Here is a 20,333-nt window from a genome sequence, read left to right as displayed (position 1 = left end):
GCAGCATGATCGAAGTCAAGAACGTCGACAAGCCCGACGAACGCCGCGACTTCCCTCGGGGGCACCTCGAGGTGTGCAACCTGAGCGGGCTCGTCTTCGGCGTCGCCACGATGGAGCCCGGCTGGAGATGGTCGGAGTCCGTCAAGCCCATCGCCGGCACCGAGTACTGCGAGGTGCACCACAACGGCTACGTCGTCCAGGGCCGCCTGCGGCTGCGCATGCGCGACGGCTCCGAGGCCGAGGTGGGGCCGGGCGACGTGTTCGTCTGCCCGCCCGGCCACGACGCCTGGGTGCTCGGTGACGAGCAGTTCATCGTCTACGACTTCGCGGGCGGAGCCGCGGAGTACGCCAAGCCCGAAGGGAGCTAGCGCCTTTGCGGCGGGGTGACGGCCCCGCCGTACGGGTGAGGGGAGGGGGAGATGTTCATCCAGGTCATCCAGGGCGAGGTGGCGGACGCCGCAGCCATGCGCGCGGCCGCCGATCAGTGGGCGCGGGAGCTGGCCCCGGGTTCGTACGGCTGGCTCGGCACGACCGCCGGCGTCACGGAGAGCGGCACGCTGATCCTGCTGGCCCGGTTCGCCTCGCGCGAGCAGGCGCGGCGCAACTCCGACCGGCCCGGGCAGTCGGCCTGGTGGACGGAGACGGAGAAGCTGTTCACCGGCGAGATCGCCTTCCACGACTGCGACCAGGTCGAGACGTACCTGGGCGGTGGGTCGGATCTGGCGGGGTTCGTGCAGATCATCCAGGGCCGGATCACGGACCTGGGGCGGCTGGGCGCGATCCTGGCCGCCAGTGAGGAGGATCTGCCCCGGTTCCGGCCGGACCTGCTGGGCAGCGTCGCCGCGATCACCGACGCCGGCTTCTCCACCGAGGCCGCCTACTTCACCAGCGAAGCCGACGCCAGGGAGGGGGAGGGCAAGACCCTGCCGCCGGAGCTGGAGGCGTCGTTCAAGGAGTACATCGGGTTGTTCGACGGCGGGCCGTCGTTCTTCGACCTGCGTGAGCCCTGGCTGTACTCACGCTGACGGCAGCTCTCCGCGGGAGTCGGGGACGACCAGGCCGATCTCGTAGGCGTGGATGACGGCCTGGGTACGGTCGCGCAGGCCGAGCTTCGCCAGCAGACGCGCCACGTGGGTCTTCACCGTGTGCTCGGAGACGACCAGCTCGGCGGCGATCTCGGCGTTCGAGCGGCCCCGGGCCAGCAGGCGCAGGACCTCGGTCTCGCGCGGGGTCAGCCCGTGCCCGCCGGGTACGGCGGGGCGGCGCCGCTGGCGGGCGAACTCGGCGATCAGCCTCCTGGTCACCGCCGGCGCCAGCAGGGCGTCGCCCCGTGCCACCGTGCGGACGGCGGCCACCAGGTCGGGGGCGCGCACGTCCTTGAGCAGGAAGCCGCTGACGCCCGCGGTCAGCGCGTCGTAGACGTAGTCGTCCAGGTCGAACGTGGTGATCATGATGATCCGGGTGCGCTCGGTCCGGAGGATGCGGCGGGCGGCGTCGATGCCGTTCATCTCGGGCATGCGGATGTCGAGCAGCGCCACGTCCGGGTGGGTCAGGCGGGCCTGCCGTACCGCCTCGGCGCCGTCGGGGGCGGTGGCGGCGACGCGCAGGTCCGGCTGGGCGGACAGGACGGCGGCGAAGGCGCGCAGGACCTTGGGCTGGTCGTCGGCGATGAGCACGCTCGTGGGCCGGGCGTTCACCGGGCCTTCACCCTGGGTCATCCGCATGACTATAGCCCTCCGGCCGCCGCGGAAAATTCTTCCGGCGTGGTTGTCGAAACCGGCTCCTCTCCTTCGATGCGTCACCAAACGAAGAAGAGGGAGAGAGAACATGACCACCACCCGCACCCGCGTCACCAGGACGTTGCTCACCGCCGGCGTCGTGGCCGGGCCGCTGTACGTGGCCGTGGGCCTCGCCCAGGCGTTCACCCGCGAGGGCTTCGACCTCACCCGGCACCAGTGGAGCCTGCTGGCCAACGGTGAGCTGGGCTGGATCCAGGTCGCCAACTTCCTGGTCGCCGCGCTGGCGACCGGCGCCGCCGCGGTGGGCATGCACCGGGCCGGCGGCTCCCCGTGGGCGTCGCGGCTGATCGCGGTCTACGCCCTCAGCCTCGTCGGCGCCGCGGTCTTCAAGGCCGACCCCGCGATGGGCTTCCCGGCCGGCACGCCGGAAGGCCCGGGGGTCATCAGCGCGGGCGGCATGCTGCACCTGCTCTGCGGCCTGATCGGCTTCGTCGCCGTCGGCGCCGCCTGCTTCGTCGTCGCGCGCCGCTTCGGGCCGCTGTACTCGCGCGTCACCGGCGTGCTCTTCCTGCTCGGCTTCGCCGCGGTCGCCATCGGGGCCGGAGCCGTATGGGCCAACCTGGCCTTCACCGCCGCCATCCTCCTCATCTGGACGTGGCTGGCCGTCGTTTCCCTCCACTACCGTCGTACAGTCTGACGGGAAAGGATCATCGCCATGCGTTACCTGATCACCCTCCGGGTCACCAGCCAGCCCGCCACCGCTCCCCCTGCGGAGCTGATGGCCGCCATCGCCAAGCTCGGCGAGGAGACCGCGGCCACGGGCGCCCTGCTCGACACCGCGGGCCTGTCCCCCAGTTCCCAGGGCGCCAGGGTCGAGCTGACCGGCGGCAAGCTGAGCGTGACCGACGGCCCGTTCGCCGAGGCCAAGGAACTCATCAGCTACGCCATCTTCGAGGTCAAGTCCAAGGAGGAGGCCGTGGAGTGGGCCTCGCGCTTCCTGAAGATCCACCGTGACCACTGGGAGGGCTGGGAGGGGCAGGCGGACGTCCTGCACATCTTCACCCCCTGATCCCGCGGCATGGGCCCCGGCCGGTGACACCGGCCGGGGCTTGCTGCTTGGATCGGGTGCCATGACAGCTCACGCGCGGGACCGGTCGCCATGACCGCCCATGCGGCCGTCGAGGCGGTCTGGCGCATCGAGTCGGCCCGGGTCATCGCCGGGCTCGCCCGGATGGTGCACGACATCGGCCTGGCCGAGGAACTCGCCCAGGACGCCCTGGTCGCGGCGCTCGAACAGTGGCCGCGCGACGGCGTGCCGGACAACCCGGGCGCCTGGCTCATGCTCACCGCCAAGCACCGCGCCGTCGACATGCTCCGGCGCCAGTCCCGCTACCAGGACAAGCTCGCCCAGATCGGCCGCGACCAGGAGCTGCGCCGCGACCAGGTGGACGACGTCCTGGACCGGCCGCCCATCGAGGACGACCTGCTGCGGCTGCTGTTCACCGCCTGCCACCCGGTGCTGCCCGCCGACGCCCGCCTGGCGCTCACCCTGCGGCTGCTCGGCGGCCTGACCACCGAGGAGATCGCCCGGGCCTTCCTCGTCCCCGAGACCACGCTCGGCCAGCGCGTCTCCCGCGCCAAGCGCACGCTGGCCGAGAAGGGCGTGCGGGTCGAGCTCCCACCGGCCGAGGAACTGCCCGACCGGCTCGCCTCGGTGCTGGAGGTCGTCTACCTCATCTTCAACGAGGGCTACTCGGCCACCGCCGGGGACGACTGGATGCGTCCTGAGCTGTGCGAGGAGGCGATGCGCCTGGGCCGGATCCTGACCGGCCTCATGCCGGGCGAGCCGGAGGTCCACGGGCTGGTCGCGCTGATGGAGATCCAGGCCTCGCGTACGGCGGCGCGCACCGGACCCGGCGGGCGGCCCATCCCCCTGCTGGAGCAGGACCGCGCGCGCTGGGACCGGCTGCTGATCCGCCGCGGGCTGGCCGCGCTGGACCGGGCCGAGTCGCTGGGCCGCCTGGGCCCCTACGGCCTGCAGGGCGCGATCGCCGCCTGCCACGCGCGGGCCCGCACGGCCGCCGAGACCGACTGGGAGCGCATCGCCGCCCTGTACGTGCTGCTCGGCCACGTCGCCCCGTCGCCGGTCGTGGAGCTGAACCGGGCGGTGGCCGTGGGCATGGCCGGGGCCCCGGATCGGGCGCTGGAGATCGTGGACGCGCTGGCCGGCGACCGGGCGCTGCGGGAGTATCCGCTGCTGCCCGCCGTACGCGGGGACCTGCTGGAGAAGCTGGGCAGGCGGGAGGAGGCGCGGGCGGAGTTCGGGCGGGCGGCGGCGCTCACCCGCAACGCCGGCGAGCGCGCCCTGTTCGAGGAGCGCGCCGCGCACCTGGGTCACGCCTCCCGGTAGCCGATCACGAGCCGGGTGGCGCGCTTGTCGATGACCGTGGCGCCGGCCGGTGGCCGGGTCGTCAGGGGCAGGTCCCACGCCTGGATGCGCAGCCCCTCGGCGCCCGGGCGGCCCGCCTCGTGCCAGGCGGTGACGTGCGCCGCGAGCCGATGGGCGAGCTCGGCTCCGCGCGGGCCGAAACCGAGCGCGGACAGGTCGGCCGTGAGTAAGGCGAGGCTGCCGTCCTCGGCCACTCCCTGGGTCATGCGCATTCCGGGAGCGTTCACGGGGGCCGGCGGCAGCAGCCTCGGCTCACCGGTGAACGTGCACCAGAACGGCTCGTGCGTGGCCAGCCACAGGCCGAAGCCCACGCTGATCTCGCCCCTGGCGGCCCGCACATCGGTCGGCACGTCGGCGACCGGCCGCCCGGACAACGCCGGCCACAGGTCGCCGACCTCGCGGTGCTCGGGCAGGAAGAGCATGAGCCCCTCGGTGATCGGGCGGATGCGCTCGGGCCCGGCCGCGGTGCCGCGCATGCGCATGAACCCGGCGGGCACCACCGAGACGCTCTCCCAGCGGCCGGGCCGGCGTTCCAGGGCCGCGGAGACCTGCACGCCGCGCAAGTCGAGCGGGCCGACGAAGCGCCCGCCGGGCGCGAGCTGCGCCGCCCAGGCGGGCTCGAGGTCCCAGACGCCGACGGTGGCGATGATCCGGTCGTACGGCGCCGCCCCGGGGAACCCGGCGGCCCCGTCGCCGCATTCCACGCGTACGTCCGGGTGCCCGGCGGCCGCCAGGTGCTCGCGGGCCTGCCGTACCAGATCGGGGTCGATGTCCACGGTGACCACTGCGCCGCGGGGGCCGGCCAGCAGCGACAGGAGGGCGGCGTTGTAGCCGGTGCCGGCGCCGATCTCCAGCACCCGGTGGCCGGGCGCCACGTCGAGCTGGTCGAGCATGGCGGCCATGATGGCGGGCTGGGAGGAGGAGCTGATCGGGATGCCGAGTTCGTCGCGCTTGGTGATGATGGGTTCGTCGCGGTAGACCTCGCTCGGCTCGAGGCCGGGCAGGAACAGGTGGCGGGGAACCGCGCGCAGCGCGCCGGCGACCCGGGTGCTGATGCCGGCGCCGGCGGTGAGCCGGTCGACCATGCGCTCCCTCAACTGCCTCATCCGTTGATTATCCCTTTTGTCCACTTCGCTGCCAGGCGCGTGCCCGCCCATGCTCATTCGGGTAAAGAAATTCCGCCAGGATGGTTGAGACGGCCCATCGCGGGCAGGGCAGGCAACTCATGCACGTCGACAACGAGGAGGAGCCGTTGTGCTCACCCTGACACCCACTGCAGCCCAGGCCATCCGCGACCTCACCGCCACGACACCGGAGCCGGAGCAGAGCGGGGTGCGCATCTCGTCCAAGGGCGAGAGCGCCGGATCGCTGACGCTGACCCTGGCCGCGGCGCCCGAGCCGACCGACGAGATCGTCGAGGCGGAGGGCGCGCGGGTCTACCTCGACCCGGTGGCGGCCACGATCCTGGACGACAAGGCCCTGGACGCCGGGGCCGACGATCAGGGCGGGGTCTCGTTCGTGGTGACCGACAAGCTCGCGTGACTCGCGGGGAGGCCCCGGCCGCCGGGGTCTCCCCGTTCACGCGGGGAAGAGCTTCGCGAGGTGGCGCACCTGCTCCTCGCGCTGGAAGCCGCCGCCGCCCTCGTGCTGGTTCCACGGATAGACGGTGATCTCCTTGGGGCCCTGCCAGTGGTTGTAGGCGGCGAAGACGGTGGAGGGCGGGCAGACGTCGTCCATGAGCGCCACCGAGTACAACGCCGAGGCGGTGCCGCGGGCGGCGAAGTTGAGGCCGTCGAAGTAGGCGAGCGTCCTGAAGACCCGCTCCACGTTGCCGCGCAGGCTGGCCAGGTAGCGGACGACCTCCTGGTACGGGTCGCGGCCGGTGATCTCCAGCGCCCTGCGGAAGTGGGTGAGGAAGGGCACGTCGATGAGGGCGGCCGCGAGGTCCGTGCGCAGGCCGGCGACCGCCTGGGCGATGCCGCCGCCCTGGCTGCCGCCCGAGGCGACGATCCGGCCGGCGTCGACGAGCGGGTGCTCGGCGGCCACGTCCACCGCGCGCACGGCGTCGGTGAAGACGCGGCGGTAGTAGTACTCGTCCGGGTCGAGGATGCCGCGGGTCATCATGCCGGGGGCGTGCGGGCCGGAGCCGCCGTGCGGGTCGGGGGTGGAACCGGGGCTGCCGACGCTGGCGGCGCCCTGCCCGCGGGTTTCGACCACGAAGACCGCGTACCCGGCGGCCGGCCAGAGCAGGTGGTCGTGCGGGAAGCCGCGCCCGCCGCTGTAGCCGATGTAGTGCATGACGCACGGCAGCGGCCCCTCGGCGCCACGCGGCACGATGAACCAGCCGTTGATCCGGTCGCCACCCCATCCGGAGAAGCGCACGTCGGACACCTCTACTCCGGGCAGCGTCAGCTCGTAGGGCGTGTAGACGGGGTCGGCGGGGAACGCGCGGGCCTCGCTCAGTGTGCGGGTCCAGAACTCGGTGAAGTCGGCAGGTTCGTCGCGCTCGGGGCGATAGGCGCGGAGTTCGTCCAGGGGGAGGTCGAACAGCGGCATGTCGGGGTCACCAAGCCTCTCGTAGGGTCCTGATATTTCATCTCATTCCACCTGGAAACCGCTATCCACCCGATAGGTTCGGCCGATGTGAGGCGCTTCCTACGCGTGAGCGGGCGGCTGGCCTGCGGCCTGGCCGTCCTGCTGCTGGCGCCGGTGCTCGGCCTGGCCACCCTGGCCGGGATGGCGGCGGTGGGAGCCGGGCCGCCGGTGTTCGCCGCCGCGGCGCTGGCCGGGTTCGCCTCGGTGTTCTACCTCGGGCTGCTGCTGTGCGTGCCGCGGCCACGGGCCACCTGGGGGCGCTGGGTCCGGGCGGTGGCGTTGCTCGGGGTGGAGGCGCTGGTCGTGTGGCAGGTGTCGGCCGCCGTGCTCACCGTGCCGGGCGCGGGCGTGGCGGCGCCGCGCGTGCAGGGGCAGCGGGAGTGGGAGCTGCCCACCGGCTCGCGGCTGGCTTACGTGAAGGCGGCCGCCAAGAAGCCGGCCGGGGCGCCGGTGATCGTCCTGCAGGGGCGCGGCGACCTCGCCGGGGACGCCGCGTTCTTCGGCGCGCTCGCGGCGGACGGGCGCGACGTCTACGTCTACGACCCCCTCGGCACCGGGCGCTCGCAGCGCCTGGCCGACCCTCAGGGGTACGGCCTGCCGCGCGACGTGGCCGACCTGGAGGCGATCCGCGACGAACTGGCCGCCGAGCGCGTCGTGCTGATCGGCCATGGGACGGGGGCGCAGCTGGCCGCCGCCTACCTGGGCGCGTTCCCCGGCCGGGTGGAACGCGTGGTCTTCTCCTCCCCCGCTCCCCTGCGCACCGCGGCGGCGGCCTTCGGCTTCCCCGGCGACCCGCAACCCCCGTGGCTCGGCATGGACGCCCGCATGCTGGCGGTCCAGACGCTGCTGCGCGTGGAGCCGAAGGCCGCCCGCGCGTTCGCCGGCGACGGCGAGCTGGACGCCCGGCTCGACCGGCAGCGCAGGCTGACGGCCGCCGCCCATCACTGCCCGGGGGCCGGCGCCGTACCGGTCGTGCCGGGCGCGGGCGGCTACGCGAGCCTGGCCGCCCGCCCCGTCGCCACGCCCGCCGCCGGCGGCGTGCCGGTCCTGCTGATCAAGGGCTCCTGCGACTTCCAGCCCTGGTCGTCGATCAGGGACTATCCGCGGGGCGGGCTCGTCTACCTGCAGGGCGCGGGGCACGCCGCCTACGACGACGCGCCGGGAGCCTATCGGAAGGCGGTCCGCCGCTTCCTGGACGGCGAGAACCCGGGCGTCCCGGCAGGTGAGCGGCCGCCGACCTATCGCGGCCCGGCTTGAACTCAACCGCACTCGAGGTTGCAGGATCGGGGACATGAAGGTGGAAATCTACGCAGACATCCTGTGCCCCTGGTGCTACATCGGAAAGCGCCGCCTGTCCGCCGCCCTGGCCGGTTTGGCCGAGCCGCCGGAGATCGTGTGGCGCAGCTTCGAGCTCGACCCGGGCGCGAGCCGTACGCCGGGGCCGACGGCGGAGGAGGCCATGCACCAGTGGTGGGGCGATCGCGCGCCCGCCCGCAACGACCTGATCAGGAGGACCGGCGCCGCCGACGGCCTGGAACTCAACCTGCACCTGGCCCGTCCGGTGAACACCTTTGACGCGCACCGGCTGTGGAAGCTCGGGCAGGCGCACGGCAAGGGCGAGGAGATGGTGGAACGTCTCCTGCGCGCCTATCACACCGAGGGGCGCGACCTCGCCGATCCCGCGGTGCTGGACCGGGTGCGCGAGGAGATTCTGCCGGGCGTGGCCTTCCCGGACGACGCCTTCGCCCGGGAGGTGCGCGACGACGAGCACCGGGCCGCCGCCCAGGGCGTGCGCGGAGTGCCCGCGCTGGTGATCGACGGGCGGGAGCCGGTCTCGGGGGTGCAGGCGCCCGAGGCGATCCGCCGCCTGCTGACGCCATGAGAAGTGCCCGTCGCGGCGCGCGGCCCACGGGCCCTGCCGGTCAAGCCGCGTGGATCGGCGACCAGGCAGCCGGCGGACGGCTACGAGACACGGATGCCGTCCGGTTCACATGGCGGAGGGGAGGAGATCGACGGTAGCCCGGCGGGCGGACGCGGCGCCACCGGTTTTCCCGCTTATATAAGAGTTGACTTATATAAGCCAAGGCTGGCATAGTCGGGCCGTGCACGCTTTCGACGTTCTCGGCGACCCCGTCCGCCGCCGGATCCTGGAGTTGCTCGCCGACGGCGAACAGACCTCGGGCTCCCTGACCTCCGCCATCCAGGCGGAGTTCGGCATCTCCCAGCCCGCGGTCTCCCAGCATCTGCGGGTCCTGCGCGACTCGGGGTTCGCCACCGTGCGCGCCGAAGGCGTGCGCCGGCTCTACGCCGTCAACGCCGCCCCCCTCAAGGAGGTCGACGTGTGGTTGCAGCCGTTTCGCAGGTTCTGGGCCCAGCACCTCGACGCACTGGCCACCGAACTCGCCCGCGGCAGACGAGAACGCCGGAAGTCCGCCGAAGCCACCGACGAGAAGAGAGAACAATGATCGACATCGAGAGCCACATCAACGCCACCCACCGCGACGTCACCCGCGACGACGAGCGCGTCACGGTCGTCTTGAAGCGCACCTACGACGCCGAGGTCGCCGACGTGTGGGACGCGCTGACCGACCCCGACCGCATGAAGCGCTGGTTCATGCCCATCAGCGGCGACCTGCGCCCGGGCGGGAACTTCCAGCTCGAGGGCAACGCCGGAGGCCAGATCCTCGAGTGCGAGCCGCCCGGCCGCTACAAGGTCACCTTCGGCGATGTGAGCAGCATCGTCGAGGTACGGCTGAGCCCCGCCGGCGACGAGCGCACCGACTTCGTCCTGGAGCACTCGGTCCCGCTGGCGATGGCCCAGAGCGGCGCCGGCGCCTTCACCGTCGGGCCCGGCTGGGACGGCGCGCTGCTGGGCCTCGCCCTGTTCGTCACCGGAGAGGTCCAGCCGGGCGACGACCCGGCCGAGGCGGCCCGGTCGGAGGAGGCCCTGCGCTACTCCAAGGCATCCGTGCAGGCGTGGGAGAAGGCCGTCGCCGCCTCGGGGACCGCCACGGCCGAGGAGATCGCGCAGGGCAAGGCCATGGCCGAGCAGTTCTTCGCACCCGGCATCAACTGACGGTTCACCTCGCGTCAAGGGCGTTTGTGATGGGTCACAGGAAACCCGCCCGAGGTTTGCCGCGCCGCCCAATTCACAGATCCGCGAGCCCGCCTCATGGTGTGAGCCATGCAGCGACGCACGTTCCTCCTCGCCGTCTCCGCCGCCGCCCTCTCCGGATCCCTCTGGCAGGACGCCGCCCACGCCGACGCGGGCGCCGGACCGTACGGACCCCTCGGCCCGCCTGACGCCAACGGGATGGCCCTGCCCGCCGGGTTCACCGGCCGTGTCATCGCCCGGTCGGGGCAGGACGCCGGCGGCATCCGATGGCATCCGGCGCCCGACGGCGGCGCCTGCTTCGCCGACGGCACCGGGTGGATCTATGTCTCCAACTCCGAGATCCCGCTCGCGGGCGGCGCCTCGGCGATCAGGTTCAGGGCCGACGGGTCGGTGGAGCGCGCCTACCGCATCCTGTCCGGCACCAACCTCAACTGCGCGGGCGGCGCCACGCCGTGGAACACGTGGCTGTCGTGTGAAGAGATCTTCCGCGGCAGGGTCTACGAGACCGACCCCTACGGCGTGCGCGCCGCCCAGCCCCGCAACGCGATGGGCCGCTTCAAGCACGAGGCCGCCGCGTGCGACCCCGACCGCCGGGTCATCTACCTGACCGAGGACGAGTCGGACGGCTGCTTCTACCGGTTCACGCCCGGCACCTGGGGCGACCTGTCCAGCGGCCGCCTCGACGTGCTCTGCGCCGGGCCCGCCTGGAAGCAGGTGCCCAACCCCGGCCCCGCCGTACTGGAACGCCAGACCCGCCACCAGGTGAGCGACGCCCTGCACTTCAACGGCGGCGAAGGCTGCCACTACGCCGGCGGCGTCTGCTACTTCACCGCCAAGGGCGATCGCAAGGTCTGGTTCTACGACGCCGCCCGCAACGTGCTCGGCACCGTCTACGACGGCGGCGGCAGCCTCGACGGCGTCGACAACATCACCGGCACCTCGGCAGGAGACCTGTACGTCGCCGAGGACGGCGGCAACATGGAGATCAACATCATCACGCCCGACCGGGTCGTGGCCCCGATCATGCGGCTGGACGGCCAGTCGCGCTCGGAGATCACCGGCCCCGCCTTCTCCCCCGACGGCACCCGCCTGTATTTCTCCTCCCAGCGCGGCACCAGCGGCGAGACGGCCGGCACGGGCGGCATCACCTACGAAGTCACCGGTCCGTTCCGACGCTAGGGAGCGCACGATGATCCGTCGATTACTCGCCTTATGCACCGCCGCCGCACTCGTCCTGGCCCTGACGCCACCGGCTCACGCGGCGGCGGGGGTCTACGTGGCCCTCGGCGACTCGGCCGCCTCCGGCCCGCTCATCCCGAACCAGATCCTCCCCCAGCTCGGCTGCTTCCGCTCCGACAGGAACTACGCCCACCTGTCGGCGGCGGATCTAGGCGCGTCGCTGCGTGACGTTACGTGCTCCGGCGCCGAAGTACAGGACATGTACGAGTCGCAGCGCACCGAACTGGGCACCGTCCCGCCCCAGCTCGACGCCGTCGGCCCGGACGCCACCCTGGTCACCGTGCAGATCGGCGGCAACGACCTCGACCTGACCGGCTTCATCGAGGACTGCCTGAGCATCCTGCCCGGCGACCCCTGCTACGACGAGTACCGCGAGCCCGACGGCCGCGACCGCTTCCGCGTCGCGACCGACGCCCTGCGGCCCCGCATCGACCAGCTGATCCGCGACATCCGCGCCCGCGCCCCGCAGGCCGGCATCTTCGTGGTCGGCTACGGGACCTACGCCCCCAGGAACGGCTGCTGGCCCCGGGTCCCGGTGCTGTCCGTCGACGCGAACTACATCCGCGCCACCCTCGCCTACTTCAACCAGGCCCTCCGGGAGCAGGCGGCGGCGATGGGGGTCGGCTACGTCGACTTCCAGACACCCAGCGAGGGCCACGACCCCTGTAAGTCATCCAGCGTCCGCTGGATCGAGCCCTACGTCCCCGCGTCGGCGGCCGTGCCCTTCCATCCGAACGCACTCGGCATGCGGAACTTCGCGGCCATCGTCACCCGTACAGTCAGGACCCCCGCTCTATGAGCTCTGCCAGCGTCTTCCTGCCCATCGCCCTGGCCGTCATCATGCTCGGCCTGGGTCTCGGCCTGACCGTGGCGGACTTCCGCCGCGTGCTGGCCTACCCGAAGGCGAGCGTGATCGCGCTCACCTGCCAGATCCTCGTGCTCCCGGTGCTGTGCCTCGGCCTGGTGCTGCTGTTCGACCTGCCGCCCGTGCTGGCGGTGGGCATGATGCTGCTGGCCGCCTCCCCCGGCGGGACGACCGCCAACCTCTACAGCCATCTGTTCGGCGGCGACGTCGCGCTCAACGTGACGCTGACCGCCGTCAACTCGGTGCTCGCGGTGTTCACGATGCCGCTTCTGACGAACCTGGCCATCGGCTACTTCGGCGCCGAGTCGGGCGCGCTGGGCCTGCAGTTCGACAAGAGCCTGCAGGTCTTCGCGCTCGTGCTGGCGCCGGTGGCGATCGGCATGCTCATCCGGGCGAGGTTCGCCGCGTTCGCCGAGCGCATGCACAAACCCGTCAAGATCGCCTCGGCGGTCATCCTCCTTCTGGTCATCCTGGGCGTCGTGTTCCAGGAGCGCGCCAACGTCGCCGGCTACGTCCGCGACGTCGGGCTGATCACCCTGGTCTTCAGCGTGCTCAGCCTGGCGGTCGGCTACTGGGCGCCGCGCCTGCTCAAGGTCGAGCGCGCGCAGGCCGTCGCCTCCTGCATGGAGATCGGCATCCACAACGCCACGCTGTCGATCACGGTGGCGATGGGGCTGCTGGCCAACCCGCAGATGGCCGTCCCGTCGGCCACCTACGGCGTGCTGATGTTCTTCACCGCCGCCGCGGCGGGATTCCTGCTCAGGAGGCGGAGCTCGGCGCCGGTCCCGGCCGGTTCGTGACACGCCGGGCGGCCAGCGCCGCCCCGATGCTCTGCAGCTGCGCCGGGTCCACCGGATCGAGCCCGGTCAGGGTGACCGCCCGGCGCAGCCGGTAGTCCACGGTGTTGGGGTGCACGTGCAGCCGTTCGGCGGTGCGCCTGCGGTCCAGGCCGGTCTCCAGGTAGACGGTGAGCGTCTGCAGCAGGTCGGGATTGTCGGTGAGCGGGTCCAGCAGCGTCGCCAGCCCGCGCATCGCCTCGCTCGGCCGGGTCAGCTGGTATTCGAGCAGCACGTCGGCCAGCCGGTAGAGGCCGGGCGGGTGGTGGAAGAGGTGGACCACGTCCAGCACCTCCTGGGCCAGGCGGGCCGCGGCGGCCACTCCCTCGGGCGCGGCCACCTCGGCCGCCGCGCGCACCTCGGCCCCGGCCGCCTCGGCCATTGCCGCCACCAGGGCGCCGGCGCCACACCAGTCGACGCCGGGCGCGAGGATGAGCCCGCCGGCCGGCTCCAGCAACGAGAGCACCGGCTCGCTGGTGCGCTTCTGCACGGCCTGCCGTACGCGGTGCAGCTTGCGGCGGGCGGCGACCGTGCCGCGGCGCTCGTCGGGGTGGGCGCCGAGCGAGACCGCCAGCACCAGGTAGCGGGCGGCCAGCCGGATCCCGGCCCCGGACGGCGGCTCGCCGCTGAGCAGCGCGGTGATGGCGGCGTGCCGGGCGTGCTGCTCCTGGCTCACCATGCTTTCGCGTTCCTGCTGGTAGGCGGTGCAGACGGCGGCGGTCACCGCCTCGGTGAAGGCGAGTATGAGCCGCCCCGCAGCCAGCGCGTCGGCGACCTCGTCCGGCCGGGCGCCCTCGGTGACGAGCTCCCAGATACGGCCGGCGCCCAGGTGGTAGGCGGACAGGATCGCCTCCAGCGGCACGCCCTCCTGGGCGCGGCGGGCGGCCGAGGCGCACGAGGGCTCGAGCTCCTCGGGAGTGGGCGGGCGCCGTTCGCGCAAGAGCCTGGCGACCAGGCGCAGGTTCAGCTCGGTGATGCGGAAGATGTCGTCGCTGAGCTCTTCTGCGGGTAACTCCCGGTAGAAGGGAATCTCGGCCACGAAGGCGGCGACCAGCTCGCGGGCCAGCCGCGCCTTCTGCCTGTCCAGGAGCTCGTGCACGGCACGTCCGGCCACGCGCAGCGGCTCGCCCATCGGTCAGCTCCCGAGATCGTGGGGCAACTCCTCCTTCTAGTAAGTCAGAACCCGGCGGGACTCAGCCACATTTGCCGGCTTTCACCCCGGCCACCCGCCATTCCGCGCCGGGGAACGGCGACATGAAGTGCGTCAGCAGGTCCACCGCGTAGTCCGGGCTCTGGCCGCCGGGGTCCAGCAGCGAGACCATCTGGGGGCCGTCCGCGCCGCGCAGCGTGATCTTGTTGGCGCCGCCCGCCGCGAACCCGGGCTTGGCGGCCACGCTCACGCAGGCCAGCTCCAGCCCGGCGGCGGTGACGCGCTGCCGGGCGCCGATGTGCCGCATGGTCTGGTCGTAGCGGCGCAGCGCCAGCTTGCCCGTGTGCGCCAGGCGCATGCTCTCGCGGAAGACGTCCTCGCCCACCTTGCGGCTCAGCCGTACGTCCAGGTTCACGTCCGGGCGCAGGTCCACGCCGGCGGCGCGCAGGTCCAGGCGGGTGTAGGCGCCCTCGAAGCCCGGTGCCACGTAGCCGAGCGCGGGCGGCGCCTGCATGCCGAAGGGGATCTTCCCCGGCCGGATCTTCAGCCAGGTCAGCCCGCGTACGGCCAGCCCGAGGTCGGCCACCGAGCTGCGGCCGAGGCCGAAGGTCCCGCCGAGGTGGTAGCTGAGGAAACCGGTCGTGTTCGGCACCTCCTGGCTGACCGCGATGCGCTGCGCGGGCAGCGGGTCCACGGTCAGCCCGGCGTGGACCTCCAGCAGGCGGGTGGGCTCCGGCTTGGAGAACAGGTCGAGGGTGAGGTCCGGGTTGAGGCGGACCGTGGTCTCCCGGGCCAGGTCCTTGACCGCCAGGGAGATGTCACCCAGTTTGCCGGTCGGATCGGCCAGGCCGCGTTCGACGCCGATGAAGCCGTCGAGGGTCCCGGCGTCGGCCCGGTAGGTGACGGCCGGGACGCGCAGGGCGGACGCGGGGGCGTCGGCGTCCACCGAGAAGCTCTTCGGGACGTCGGTCAGGCGTAGTTCGCCGCTGCCCTTGCCCTCGACCGTGACCCTGGCCGTCAGCCGCCTGACCGGGGCCGAGTTCTGGACGCGGACGCGGGTGCGCGGGCCGTACTCGCCGCGGACCGAGAGCGCGGCGGGCACCGGGGAGACCGACAGGCTGCCCCGGACGCCGCCGATCTCCGCGCGCACGTCCATAGAGCCCAGGGTGGCCGCTGGCGCGATGCGGTAGGCGGTGTTCCCGGCCTCGAAGGGGCCGAGGTCCATCGTGGTGATGCGGGACGGCAGGCCGCGCAGGGTCGCCGCCGCCCGCACGCCGGGGCCGTCCAGGTAGAGGCGCAGGGTACGGCGGCGCGGTTGGTAGCCGGAGAAGGCGACGGTCCTGGCGGCGGTGTCCACGGTGACCCGCTCGGGCAGGCCGGTGAGGTCGAGATGGGCCCGCACCCCGGCGGCCGGGTCCGCGGCGGTGACCACGGAGACGCCGTCCTCCAGCATGGGCGCGGCGCCGATGGTCTCCAGGGCGGCGGGCGTGCCCAGCCAGACCCTGCCCTTCACGTCGAGCCTGGCGCCCTCGTAGGTCACCTTGCCGCCCGTCGCCGAGACGGCCAGGCGGCCGGGGAAGGGGCCCGCGGTGCCGAGCGCGCCGTAGCGGCGCCCGCCCAGCGTCAGGTCGCCGTCCAGGGCGACGTTCTGCGGGGCGGCCCGGACCTCGGCGGTGAAGCCCTCCCCGGCCGGGGTGAACGCGGCCGAGGTCAGGCCCCTGATCCGCACACTGGCGTCCAGGTCGCCCGTGCTCTCGTCGAAGTGGGCGGCCAGATGGGGCCCGGCCGGGGCGACGGGCCTGGCGTGGTTGGCGACGGCCACGGCCACCTCGCCCACCCGGCCTCCGGCACCGGTGAAGCGGTAGCCGTCCCGGCCCCACGACGCCTCGAACCGCGCGGGCACCCGCGTGATCTCGGCGGCCGCCCGGTAGGGGCGCCCGGCGACCGTGGCCCGGGCGCTCGCGACGACCGACGGCACCGGCGCGGCGGCGTCCCAGGACAGCGTCCCCGGGCCGGCGGCCAGCGACATCCGCTCCCGCAGCCCGGCGACCTCCACGTGGACGTCGTCCTCGCGACCGGCGGCGTCGAGGGTGAGGCTCTTCAGCGTGGCATCCGTGGTCACCTCGACCGTCGAGCGCTCCCCCAGAGCCCAGGACGCCTTCACCCGCTCCCGGATCCCCTGCACCTCGCCCTGGACGGCCGGGCCGCCCTTGAGGTTGGTGTAGGCGGCCTTCAGGGTCGTGATCGTGCCCTTCGCCGCGTACACCGCGGTGCGGGCGGCCGGATCCAGGGCGACGTCGACCTCGGCGGGGGTGTTGGAGATGTCCAGCCTGGCCAGGTGGGTGCCGTCGATCAGCGCGGCGCCGGTGAACGAGCCGCCGCCCGCCCCGGTCGTCAGGTGGGCGCGGGGGGCGGCGCCGTACGTGATGTCGAAGCCCGACAGGCCCTTCATCAGCGCCGACACGCCGACGGCCGGGCCGTCCTTGATCATGGTGACGTGGCCGCCGCGCGGGCTGGCGATGGCGCCGCCGTTGCGCTGCATCAGCACCTCGAAGCGGCCGAGCGCCGAGCTGGCGGTGTGCGTGACCCGGTGGGCGGCCAGGTCGTGGCGGAGTTCGACCTTGGCGGGCAGCCCGCGCAGGGAGGCTTGCAGCACGGTCCGGTCGGCGGCCCGGTCGAAGTAGGTGATCGTCGCCGCGTTCGCCCGGGGCGCGCCGGAGGTGACGGTCAGGTGCTGCCTGCCGTACCGGGCGGTGAAGGCCGGCGGGACGCGGTCGACGGCGACCTCGACCAGGCGGGCCAGGCGGCCGTCGCGGTAGGTGGCGGTGTGCAGCTCGGCGCGGCCGATGGCGGCCCCGGAGCGGAAGCGGGCCTCGACCGCGGCGCCGCGGGTCAGCTCGACGGTCGTGCGGGTGCGCAGGTTGTCCAGGGCGACCTGCAGGTACTCCGCGCCGGTGGTGGCGACCACCTCCAGTTTGGCGGGCGTGGAGGTGGTGATCTCCAGGCGCGGGCGGTCCAGGCGGGCCGCGGCGGTGAAGCGGGTGGCGGCCGGGGTCTGGGTCAGGCTGACCGCGCTCTTGCCGGGGACGCCGGCGAGGGTGGCGAGGCGGGCGCCGGGGTCCGTGCGGGTCACGTCCGCGCGTACGGCGCCGCCGTCCACGTCCACGCTGAACGTGCCTTTGTCGGCGCGGGACAGCTCGCCCGCGAAGCCGACCGCCACGCGGCCGCCGTCGTACTCGGCCCAGACCGTGGCATGCAGCGGCGCGTCGCCCAGGCGGCGGGTGGACAGGCGCAGCCCGACCGCGCCGCCGGCGCCCGCCGTGGGCACGAGGTTGGCGGCCAGGTCAGGGGCCGGGTCGCCGGTGAGGTCGGCGACCACCGGCGTGGCCAGGGGCTGCGTCGCCGAGCAGGCCACCTCGGCGGTCTTGACGCACAGCCGGTAGGTGACCAGCGGCACGCCCTTCAGCGGGTCCACGTCCTGGAGGAGCTTGGCGAGCGGGGCCGCCGCGCGGGTCAGCGCGAGCGCGCCGGCGCCGGAGGTGTCCGGGATGAGGTCGGTCACGGCCCGGCGGCGCTCCTCAGCGGCGGCGGTCAGCCGGTCGGCGAGCGCGGGCCCGGCAGGTGTGGTCACCTCGGGGGCCGCCGGGCCCGCCGGCCTCGCGGGGATCGTGGCGGCCAGTGAAGGCTGACGCTTCACCGTCTCCACGGCCGGGGCCGGGGTGCGCACCTTCGGCGCCGGACGGATCTCCGGTGTGGCCTGTGCGGGTGCGGGCAGGGCCAGCAACGCGCAGACGACAACGAACGTGGTGGTGCGGACACGCCACGACATCGATGAGCTATCCCCCGGAAGCCTCGAATCATCCCATCAGCAACATAAGCCACGAGACGACCACACTTCCTTACTCACCGTCAACCGGCCCCCGACATGGGGTCCCAACTACCGCCTGCCTGGCCCCTGACATCCGCCCCAACCATCTGAAATGCGGGCTTATCAGGGATGGTCCCGACATCGGACCCAGTCACCCGGAAATCAGCCGACTACGGCATTCCAGGAGTGGACCGGGACGGCACGCCCAACGTCCGGCGGCAGCGCACCTGGGAGGGCGGCGTGCTCCCGGAGGACGGATTCCCGGAGGGCGGACTCCGGCAGGACCGACCCCAGGAGGACAACTCCCGGAGGCCGACCCCGGGAGGTGCCGACCCCGGAGGGCTCCACTCCCAGCGGACCAACGGGGCGCTTTCAGAGGGTGGCGGGTTGGGGCGGGGTTAGGGTGGCTTGCGTGAAGATCGGGGATGTCGTCGACCGTCTCCTCGGGCTGCCGGCCGCCGCCTCCTCCTCCGGGGTCGCGGTGATGAGGGACCTGCGCGTGCCGATGAGCGACGGGGTGCGGCTGCTGGCCGATGTGTACCGGCCGCGGCTTTCGGGGCCGCTGCCCGCGGTGCTGGTCCGCACGCCGTACGGCAAGCACAGGATGGACGCGCGGGTGATGGCCGGCGTGCTGGCGCGGCGCGGGCTGCAGGTCGTGGTCGGCAACGCCCGCGGCGTCTTCGGCTCCGGCGGCCGGTTCCACGCCTTCCACCAGGAGAAGGACGACGGACGCGACACGGCCGCCTGGGTGCGCGCCCAGCCGTGGTGCGACGGGCGGCTGGCCTCGGCGGGCCCGAGCTACCCCGGCTACATGCAGTGGGCCCTCGGCGCCCACGCCGATCCGCCGCTGGAGGCCATGTGCCTCGGGGCGACGGCCTCGCAGTTCACCGGTTCCTTCTACCCGGGCGGCGTGCCGGGCCTGGACAACCTCCTGACCTGGGCGGCGGCCCTGGAGACGCAGGAACTGCCGTGGCGCCCGCTGCGCGACAGGAGGGTGCGCCGGGCGATGACGTCCCTGCCGCTGCTCGAGGCGGACGTGGCCGCGACCGGGCGCCGCTCGCGTTTCTTCCGCGAGGTGGTACGGCACGCCGAGCCGGGCGACCGGTTCTGGGAGCCCACCGACCACAGCCGGCCGGCGCTGCGAATGGAGACGCCGACCAGCATGGTCACCGGGTGGTACGACCTGTTCCTGCGGCCCCAGCTGGCCGATTTCACCGCGCTGCGGAAGGCAGGGCGGATCTCGCGCATCACCATCGGCCCGTGGGCGCACGACCTGAGCGCGATCCGGGCCTGCATCCTGGACGCCGTCTCCTGGCTGGGCGCCCACCTGCTCGGCGACGGCGCCCAGAACCACCGGGCCGCGGTCCGGCTGTATCTGCAGCATGCCGGCACGTGGCTGGACCTGCCGTCCTGGCCGCCGCCCGGCGTGACCTACCGGACTCTGCAGCTGGGTCCCGGGCTGGGCGAGATCGCGAGGGCCGGCGCCGGTCCTGCGCGGTTCGTGTACGACCCGGGCAGCCCGACGCCCACGACCGGCGGCCCGATGCTGACCGGCGGGCGGGGCCAGCAGGACAACCTGCTGATCGAGCGCCGTCCGGACGTGCTCGTGTATACGGGCCCGGCGCTCACCCGCGATCTCGACGTGGTGGGACCGGTGACCGCGACCGTGAACGTGCGCACCTCGTCGGGCCACGGGGACGTCTTCGTGCGCCTGTGCGACGTGGACCGGTCGGGAGTCTCGCGCAACGTCACCGACGGCATCGTCCGGCTGCGGCCGGGTGACCCCGCCCCGGATCGGGACGGGGTGGTGCGCGCCGAGGTGGAGCTCGACCCCACGGCCTACCGCTTCCGCCGCGGGCACCGGCTGCGGGTGCAGGTGTCGGGCGGTGCGTTCCCCCGTTTCGCCCGGAACCATGGCACCGGCGAGCCCGCCGCGGAGGCGGTGGCCGTCAAGCGCATCGGCTACGAGGTCTTCCCCACCTCGGCGCTTGCACTCCCGCTGCTCGGCTGACCGAGCCTTACCGGCCCGACCCGTGCGAGTCGGGAGCCACGGCGGTGAGCCCTTCGCCCCCGCCGGAGCATGAGGGCCCGTTGGGGCCGTCGAACTTCACCGAGTGCCAGAAGTCGCGGAAGGTGATGAAGAAGTTGCCCTTGTCGCTGAAGGTGCCGGCCGGCGAGGTCACGGCCGAGCAGCCGCCGTAGTCCGCCTCGGAGTAGAGGTGGATCCAGGAACTCGTGCGGTTCCAGTCGGATTTGGCGCGTCCGGCCATGTTGAGGGCGGCGAGATCGGGGGTGTCGCCCTGGATCTCGATGATGTCGCCGGTGCCGTCGAGCCCGGAGAACATGCAGTAGTACCCGGCGCGGCAGCGGTCGTAGCCGTCGGCCGCCTGGGCGGGGGTGGTGGTCAGGGCGGCCAGGGCGACGGCCGCGATCGGAAGCGCCAGAATGTGAAACTTCTTGCCCACTATCCCTCCACA

The 20,333-nt window shown here is 73.1% G+C and carries 20 protein-coding genes; 14 read left to right on the top strand and 6 right to left on the bottom strand.

Going from position 1 to position 20,333, the window contains the following annotated elements:
- Nucleotides 1-5: 5 nt before the first annotated feature.
- Both FVE25_RS37130 and FVE25_RS37125 read left to right on the top strand, forming a co-directional pair.
- On the top strand, nt 6-368 hold the full coding sequence (locus FVE25_RS37130; protein ID WP_157252157.1) for a cupin domain-containing protein: 363 nt from the start codon (nt 6-8) through the stop codon (nt 366-368).
- 51 nt (nt 369-419) lie between these two features.
- On the top strand, nt 420-1,025 hold the full coding sequence (locus FVE25_RS37125; RefSeq protein WP_157252156.1) for a hypothetical protein: 606 nt from the start codon (nt 420-422) through the stop codon (nt 1,023-1,025).
- Here FVE25_RS37125 and FVE25_RS37120 read toward each other — a convergent pair.
- The gene (locus tag FVE25_RS37120; protein ID WP_157252155.1) at nt 1,017-1,718 is read right to left on the bottom strand and encodes a response regulator; all 702 of its coding nucleotides are present in this window, start codon (nt 1,716-1,718) and stop codon (nt 1,017-1,019) included. The genes FVE25_RS37125 and FVE25_RS37120 overlap by 9 nt on opposite strands.
- Before the next feature lie 109 nt (nt 1,719-1,827).
- On the opposite strand from FVE25_RS37120, the gene FVE25_RS37115 reads away from it, so the two are divergent.
- The 3 genes from FVE25_RS37115 (at nt 1,828) to FVE25_RS37105 (ending at nt 4,149) form a co-directional block, all read left to right on the top strand.
- On the top strand, nt 1,828-2,436 hold the full coding sequence (locus FVE25_RS37115) for a DUF998 domain-containing protein (protein ID WP_157252154.1): 609 nt from the start codon (nt 1,828-1,830) through the stop codon (nt 2,434-2,436).
- A gap of 18 nt (nt 2,437-2,454) precedes the next feature.
- Nucleotides 2,455-2,808 (top strand): YciI family protein, encoded by a 354-nt coding sequence (locus tag FVE25_RS37110; protein WP_157252153.1) that lies wholly within the window; start codon nt 2,455-2,457, stop codon nt 2,806-2,808.
- A 90-nt stretch (nt 2,809-2,898) separates the two neighbouring features.
- On the top strand, nt 2,899-4,149 hold the full coding sequence (locus FVE25_RS37105; protein ID WP_157252152.1) for an RNA polymerase sigma factor: 1,251 nt from the start codon (nt 2,899-2,901) through the stop codon (nt 4,147-4,149).
- Here the strand turns inward: FVE25_RS37105 and FVE25_RS37100 are convergent.
- Nucleotides 4,134-5,294 (bottom strand): methyltransferase domain-containing protein, encoded by a 1,161-nt coding sequence (locus FVE25_RS37100; protein WP_181019840.1) that lies wholly within the window; start codon nt 5,292-5,294, stop codon nt 4,134-4,136. The genes FVE25_RS37105 and FVE25_RS37100 overlap by 16 nt on opposite strands.
- A 148-nt stretch (nt 5,295-5,442) precedes the next feature.
- Between FVE25_RS37100 and FVE25_RS37095 the strand changes: the two genes are divergently transcribed.
- Nucleotides 5,443-5,730: a Fe-S cluster assembly protein HesB gene (locus FVE25_RS37095; RefSeq protein WP_157252150.1), complete on the top strand. Its 288-nt coding sequence runs from the start codon at nt 5,443-5,445 to the stop codon at nt 5,728-5,730.
- A gap of 36 nt (nt 5,731-5,766) precedes the next feature.
- On the opposite strand, the gene FVE25_RS37090 is transcribed toward FVE25_RS37095, so the two are convergent.
- Nucleotides 5,767-6,744 carry an acetylxylan esterase gene (locus FVE25_RS37090; RefSeq protein ID WP_157252149.1) on the bottom strand — a complete coding sequence of 326 codons (978 nt, stop codon included), beginning with the start codon at nt 6,742-6,744 and terminating at the stop codon, nt 5,767-5,769.
- 87 nt (nt 6,745-6,831) lie between these two features.
- Here FVE25_RS37090 and FVE25_RS37085 point away from each other — a divergent pair, with 87 nt between their 5' ends.
- The 7 genes from FVE25_RS37085 (at nt 6,832) to FVE25_RS37055 (ending at nt 12,802) form a co-directional block, all read left to right on the top strand.
- Entirely contained in the window at nt 6,832-8,040 is a 1,209-nt protein-coding gene (locus FVE25_RS37085) for an alpha/beta fold hydrolase (RefSeq protein ID WP_157252148.1), read from the top strand.
- A 34-nt stretch (nt 8,041-8,074) separates the two neighbouring features.
- The gene (locus FVE25_RS37080) at nt 8,075-8,665 is read left to right on the top strand and encodes a DsbA family oxidoreductase (protein WP_157252147.1); all 591 of its coding nucleotides are present in this window, start codon (nt 8,075-8,077) and stop codon (nt 8,663-8,665) included.
- A 220-nt stretch (nt 8,666-8,885) separates the two neighbouring features.
- Nucleotides 8,886-9,248 (top strand): ArsR/SmtB family transcription factor, encoded by a 363-nt coding sequence (locus FVE25_RS37075; RefSeq protein WP_157252146.1) that lies wholly within the window; start codon nt 8,886-8,888, stop codon nt 9,246-9,248.
- Entirely contained in the window at nt 9,245-9,859 is a 615-nt protein-coding gene (locus FVE25_RS37070; RefSeq protein WP_157252145.1) for an SRPBCC family protein, read from the top strand. The genes FVE25_RS37075 and FVE25_RS37070 overlap by 4 nt, the downstream gene beginning before the upstream one ends.
- Nucleotides 9,860-9,967: 108 nt before the next feature.
- Entirely contained in the window at nt 9,968-11,077 is a 1,110-nt protein-coding gene (locus FVE25_RS37065) for an alkaline phosphatase PhoX (protein WP_157252144.1), read from the top strand.
- 10 nt (nt 11,078-11,087) lie between these two features.
- Nucleotides 11,088-11,936, top strand: coding sequence for an SGNH/GDSL hydrolase family protein (locus FVE25_RS37060; RefSeq protein WP_157252143.1), 849 nt, complete (start codon nt 11,088-11,090; stop codon nt 11,934-11,936).
- On the top strand, nt 11,933-12,802 hold the full coding sequence (locus FVE25_RS37055) for a bile acid:sodium symporter family protein (RefSeq protein ID WP_157252142.1): 870 nt from the start codon (nt 11,933-11,935) through the stop codon (nt 12,800-12,802). Before FVE25_RS37060 ends, FVE25_RS37055 begins: the two co-directional genes overlap by 4 nt.
- On the opposite strand, the gene FVE25_RS37050 is transcribed toward FVE25_RS37055, so the two are convergent.
- Together FVE25_RS37050 and FVE25_RS37045 are read right to left on the bottom strand one after the other, a co-directional pair.
- Nucleotides 12,762-13,970 carry a PucR family transcriptional regulator gene (locus tag FVE25_RS37050; protein ID WP_157252141.1) on the bottom strand — a complete coding sequence of 403 codons (1,209 nt, stop codon included), beginning with the start codon at nt 13,968-13,970 and terminating at the stop codon, nt 12,762-12,764. The genes FVE25_RS37055 and FVE25_RS37050 overlap by 41 nt on opposite strands.
- Before the next feature lie 61 nt (nt 13,971-14,031).
- Entirely contained in the window at nt 14,032-17,817 is a 3,786-nt protein-coding gene (locus FVE25_RS37045) for a hypothetical protein (RefSeq protein WP_157252140.1), read from the bottom strand.
- 451 nt (nt 17,818-18,268) lie between these two features.
- Here FVE25_RS37045 and FVE25_RS37040 point away from each other — a divergent pair, with 451 nt between their 5' ends.
- Nucleotides 18,269-19,867: a CocE/NonD family hydrolase gene (locus FVE25_RS37040; protein ID WP_219825804.1), complete on the top strand. Its 1,599-nt coding sequence runs from the start codon at nt 18,269-18,271 to the stop codon at nt 19,865-19,867.
- Nucleotides 19,868-19,874: 7 nt separating this feature from the next.
- Here the strand turns inward: FVE25_RS37040 and FVE25_RS37035 are convergent, their stop codons facing one another.
- Entirely contained in the window at nt 19,875-20,321 is a 447-nt protein-coding gene (locus tag FVE25_RS37035) for a peptidase inhibitor family I36 protein (RefSeq protein ID WP_219825803.1), read from the bottom strand.
- Nucleotides 20,322-20,333: the final 12 nt, after the last annotated feature.

Origin of the sequence: Nonomuraea typhae (assembly GCF_009760925.1) — a bacterium.
Classification (GTDB): Bacteria; Actinomycetota; Actinomycetes; order Streptosporangiales; family Streptosporangiaceae; genus Nonomuraea; species Nonomuraea typhae.
The sequence above is the reverse complement of the archived record's forward strand: the minus strand, read 5'-3'. Positions and strand labels throughout refer to the sequence as shown.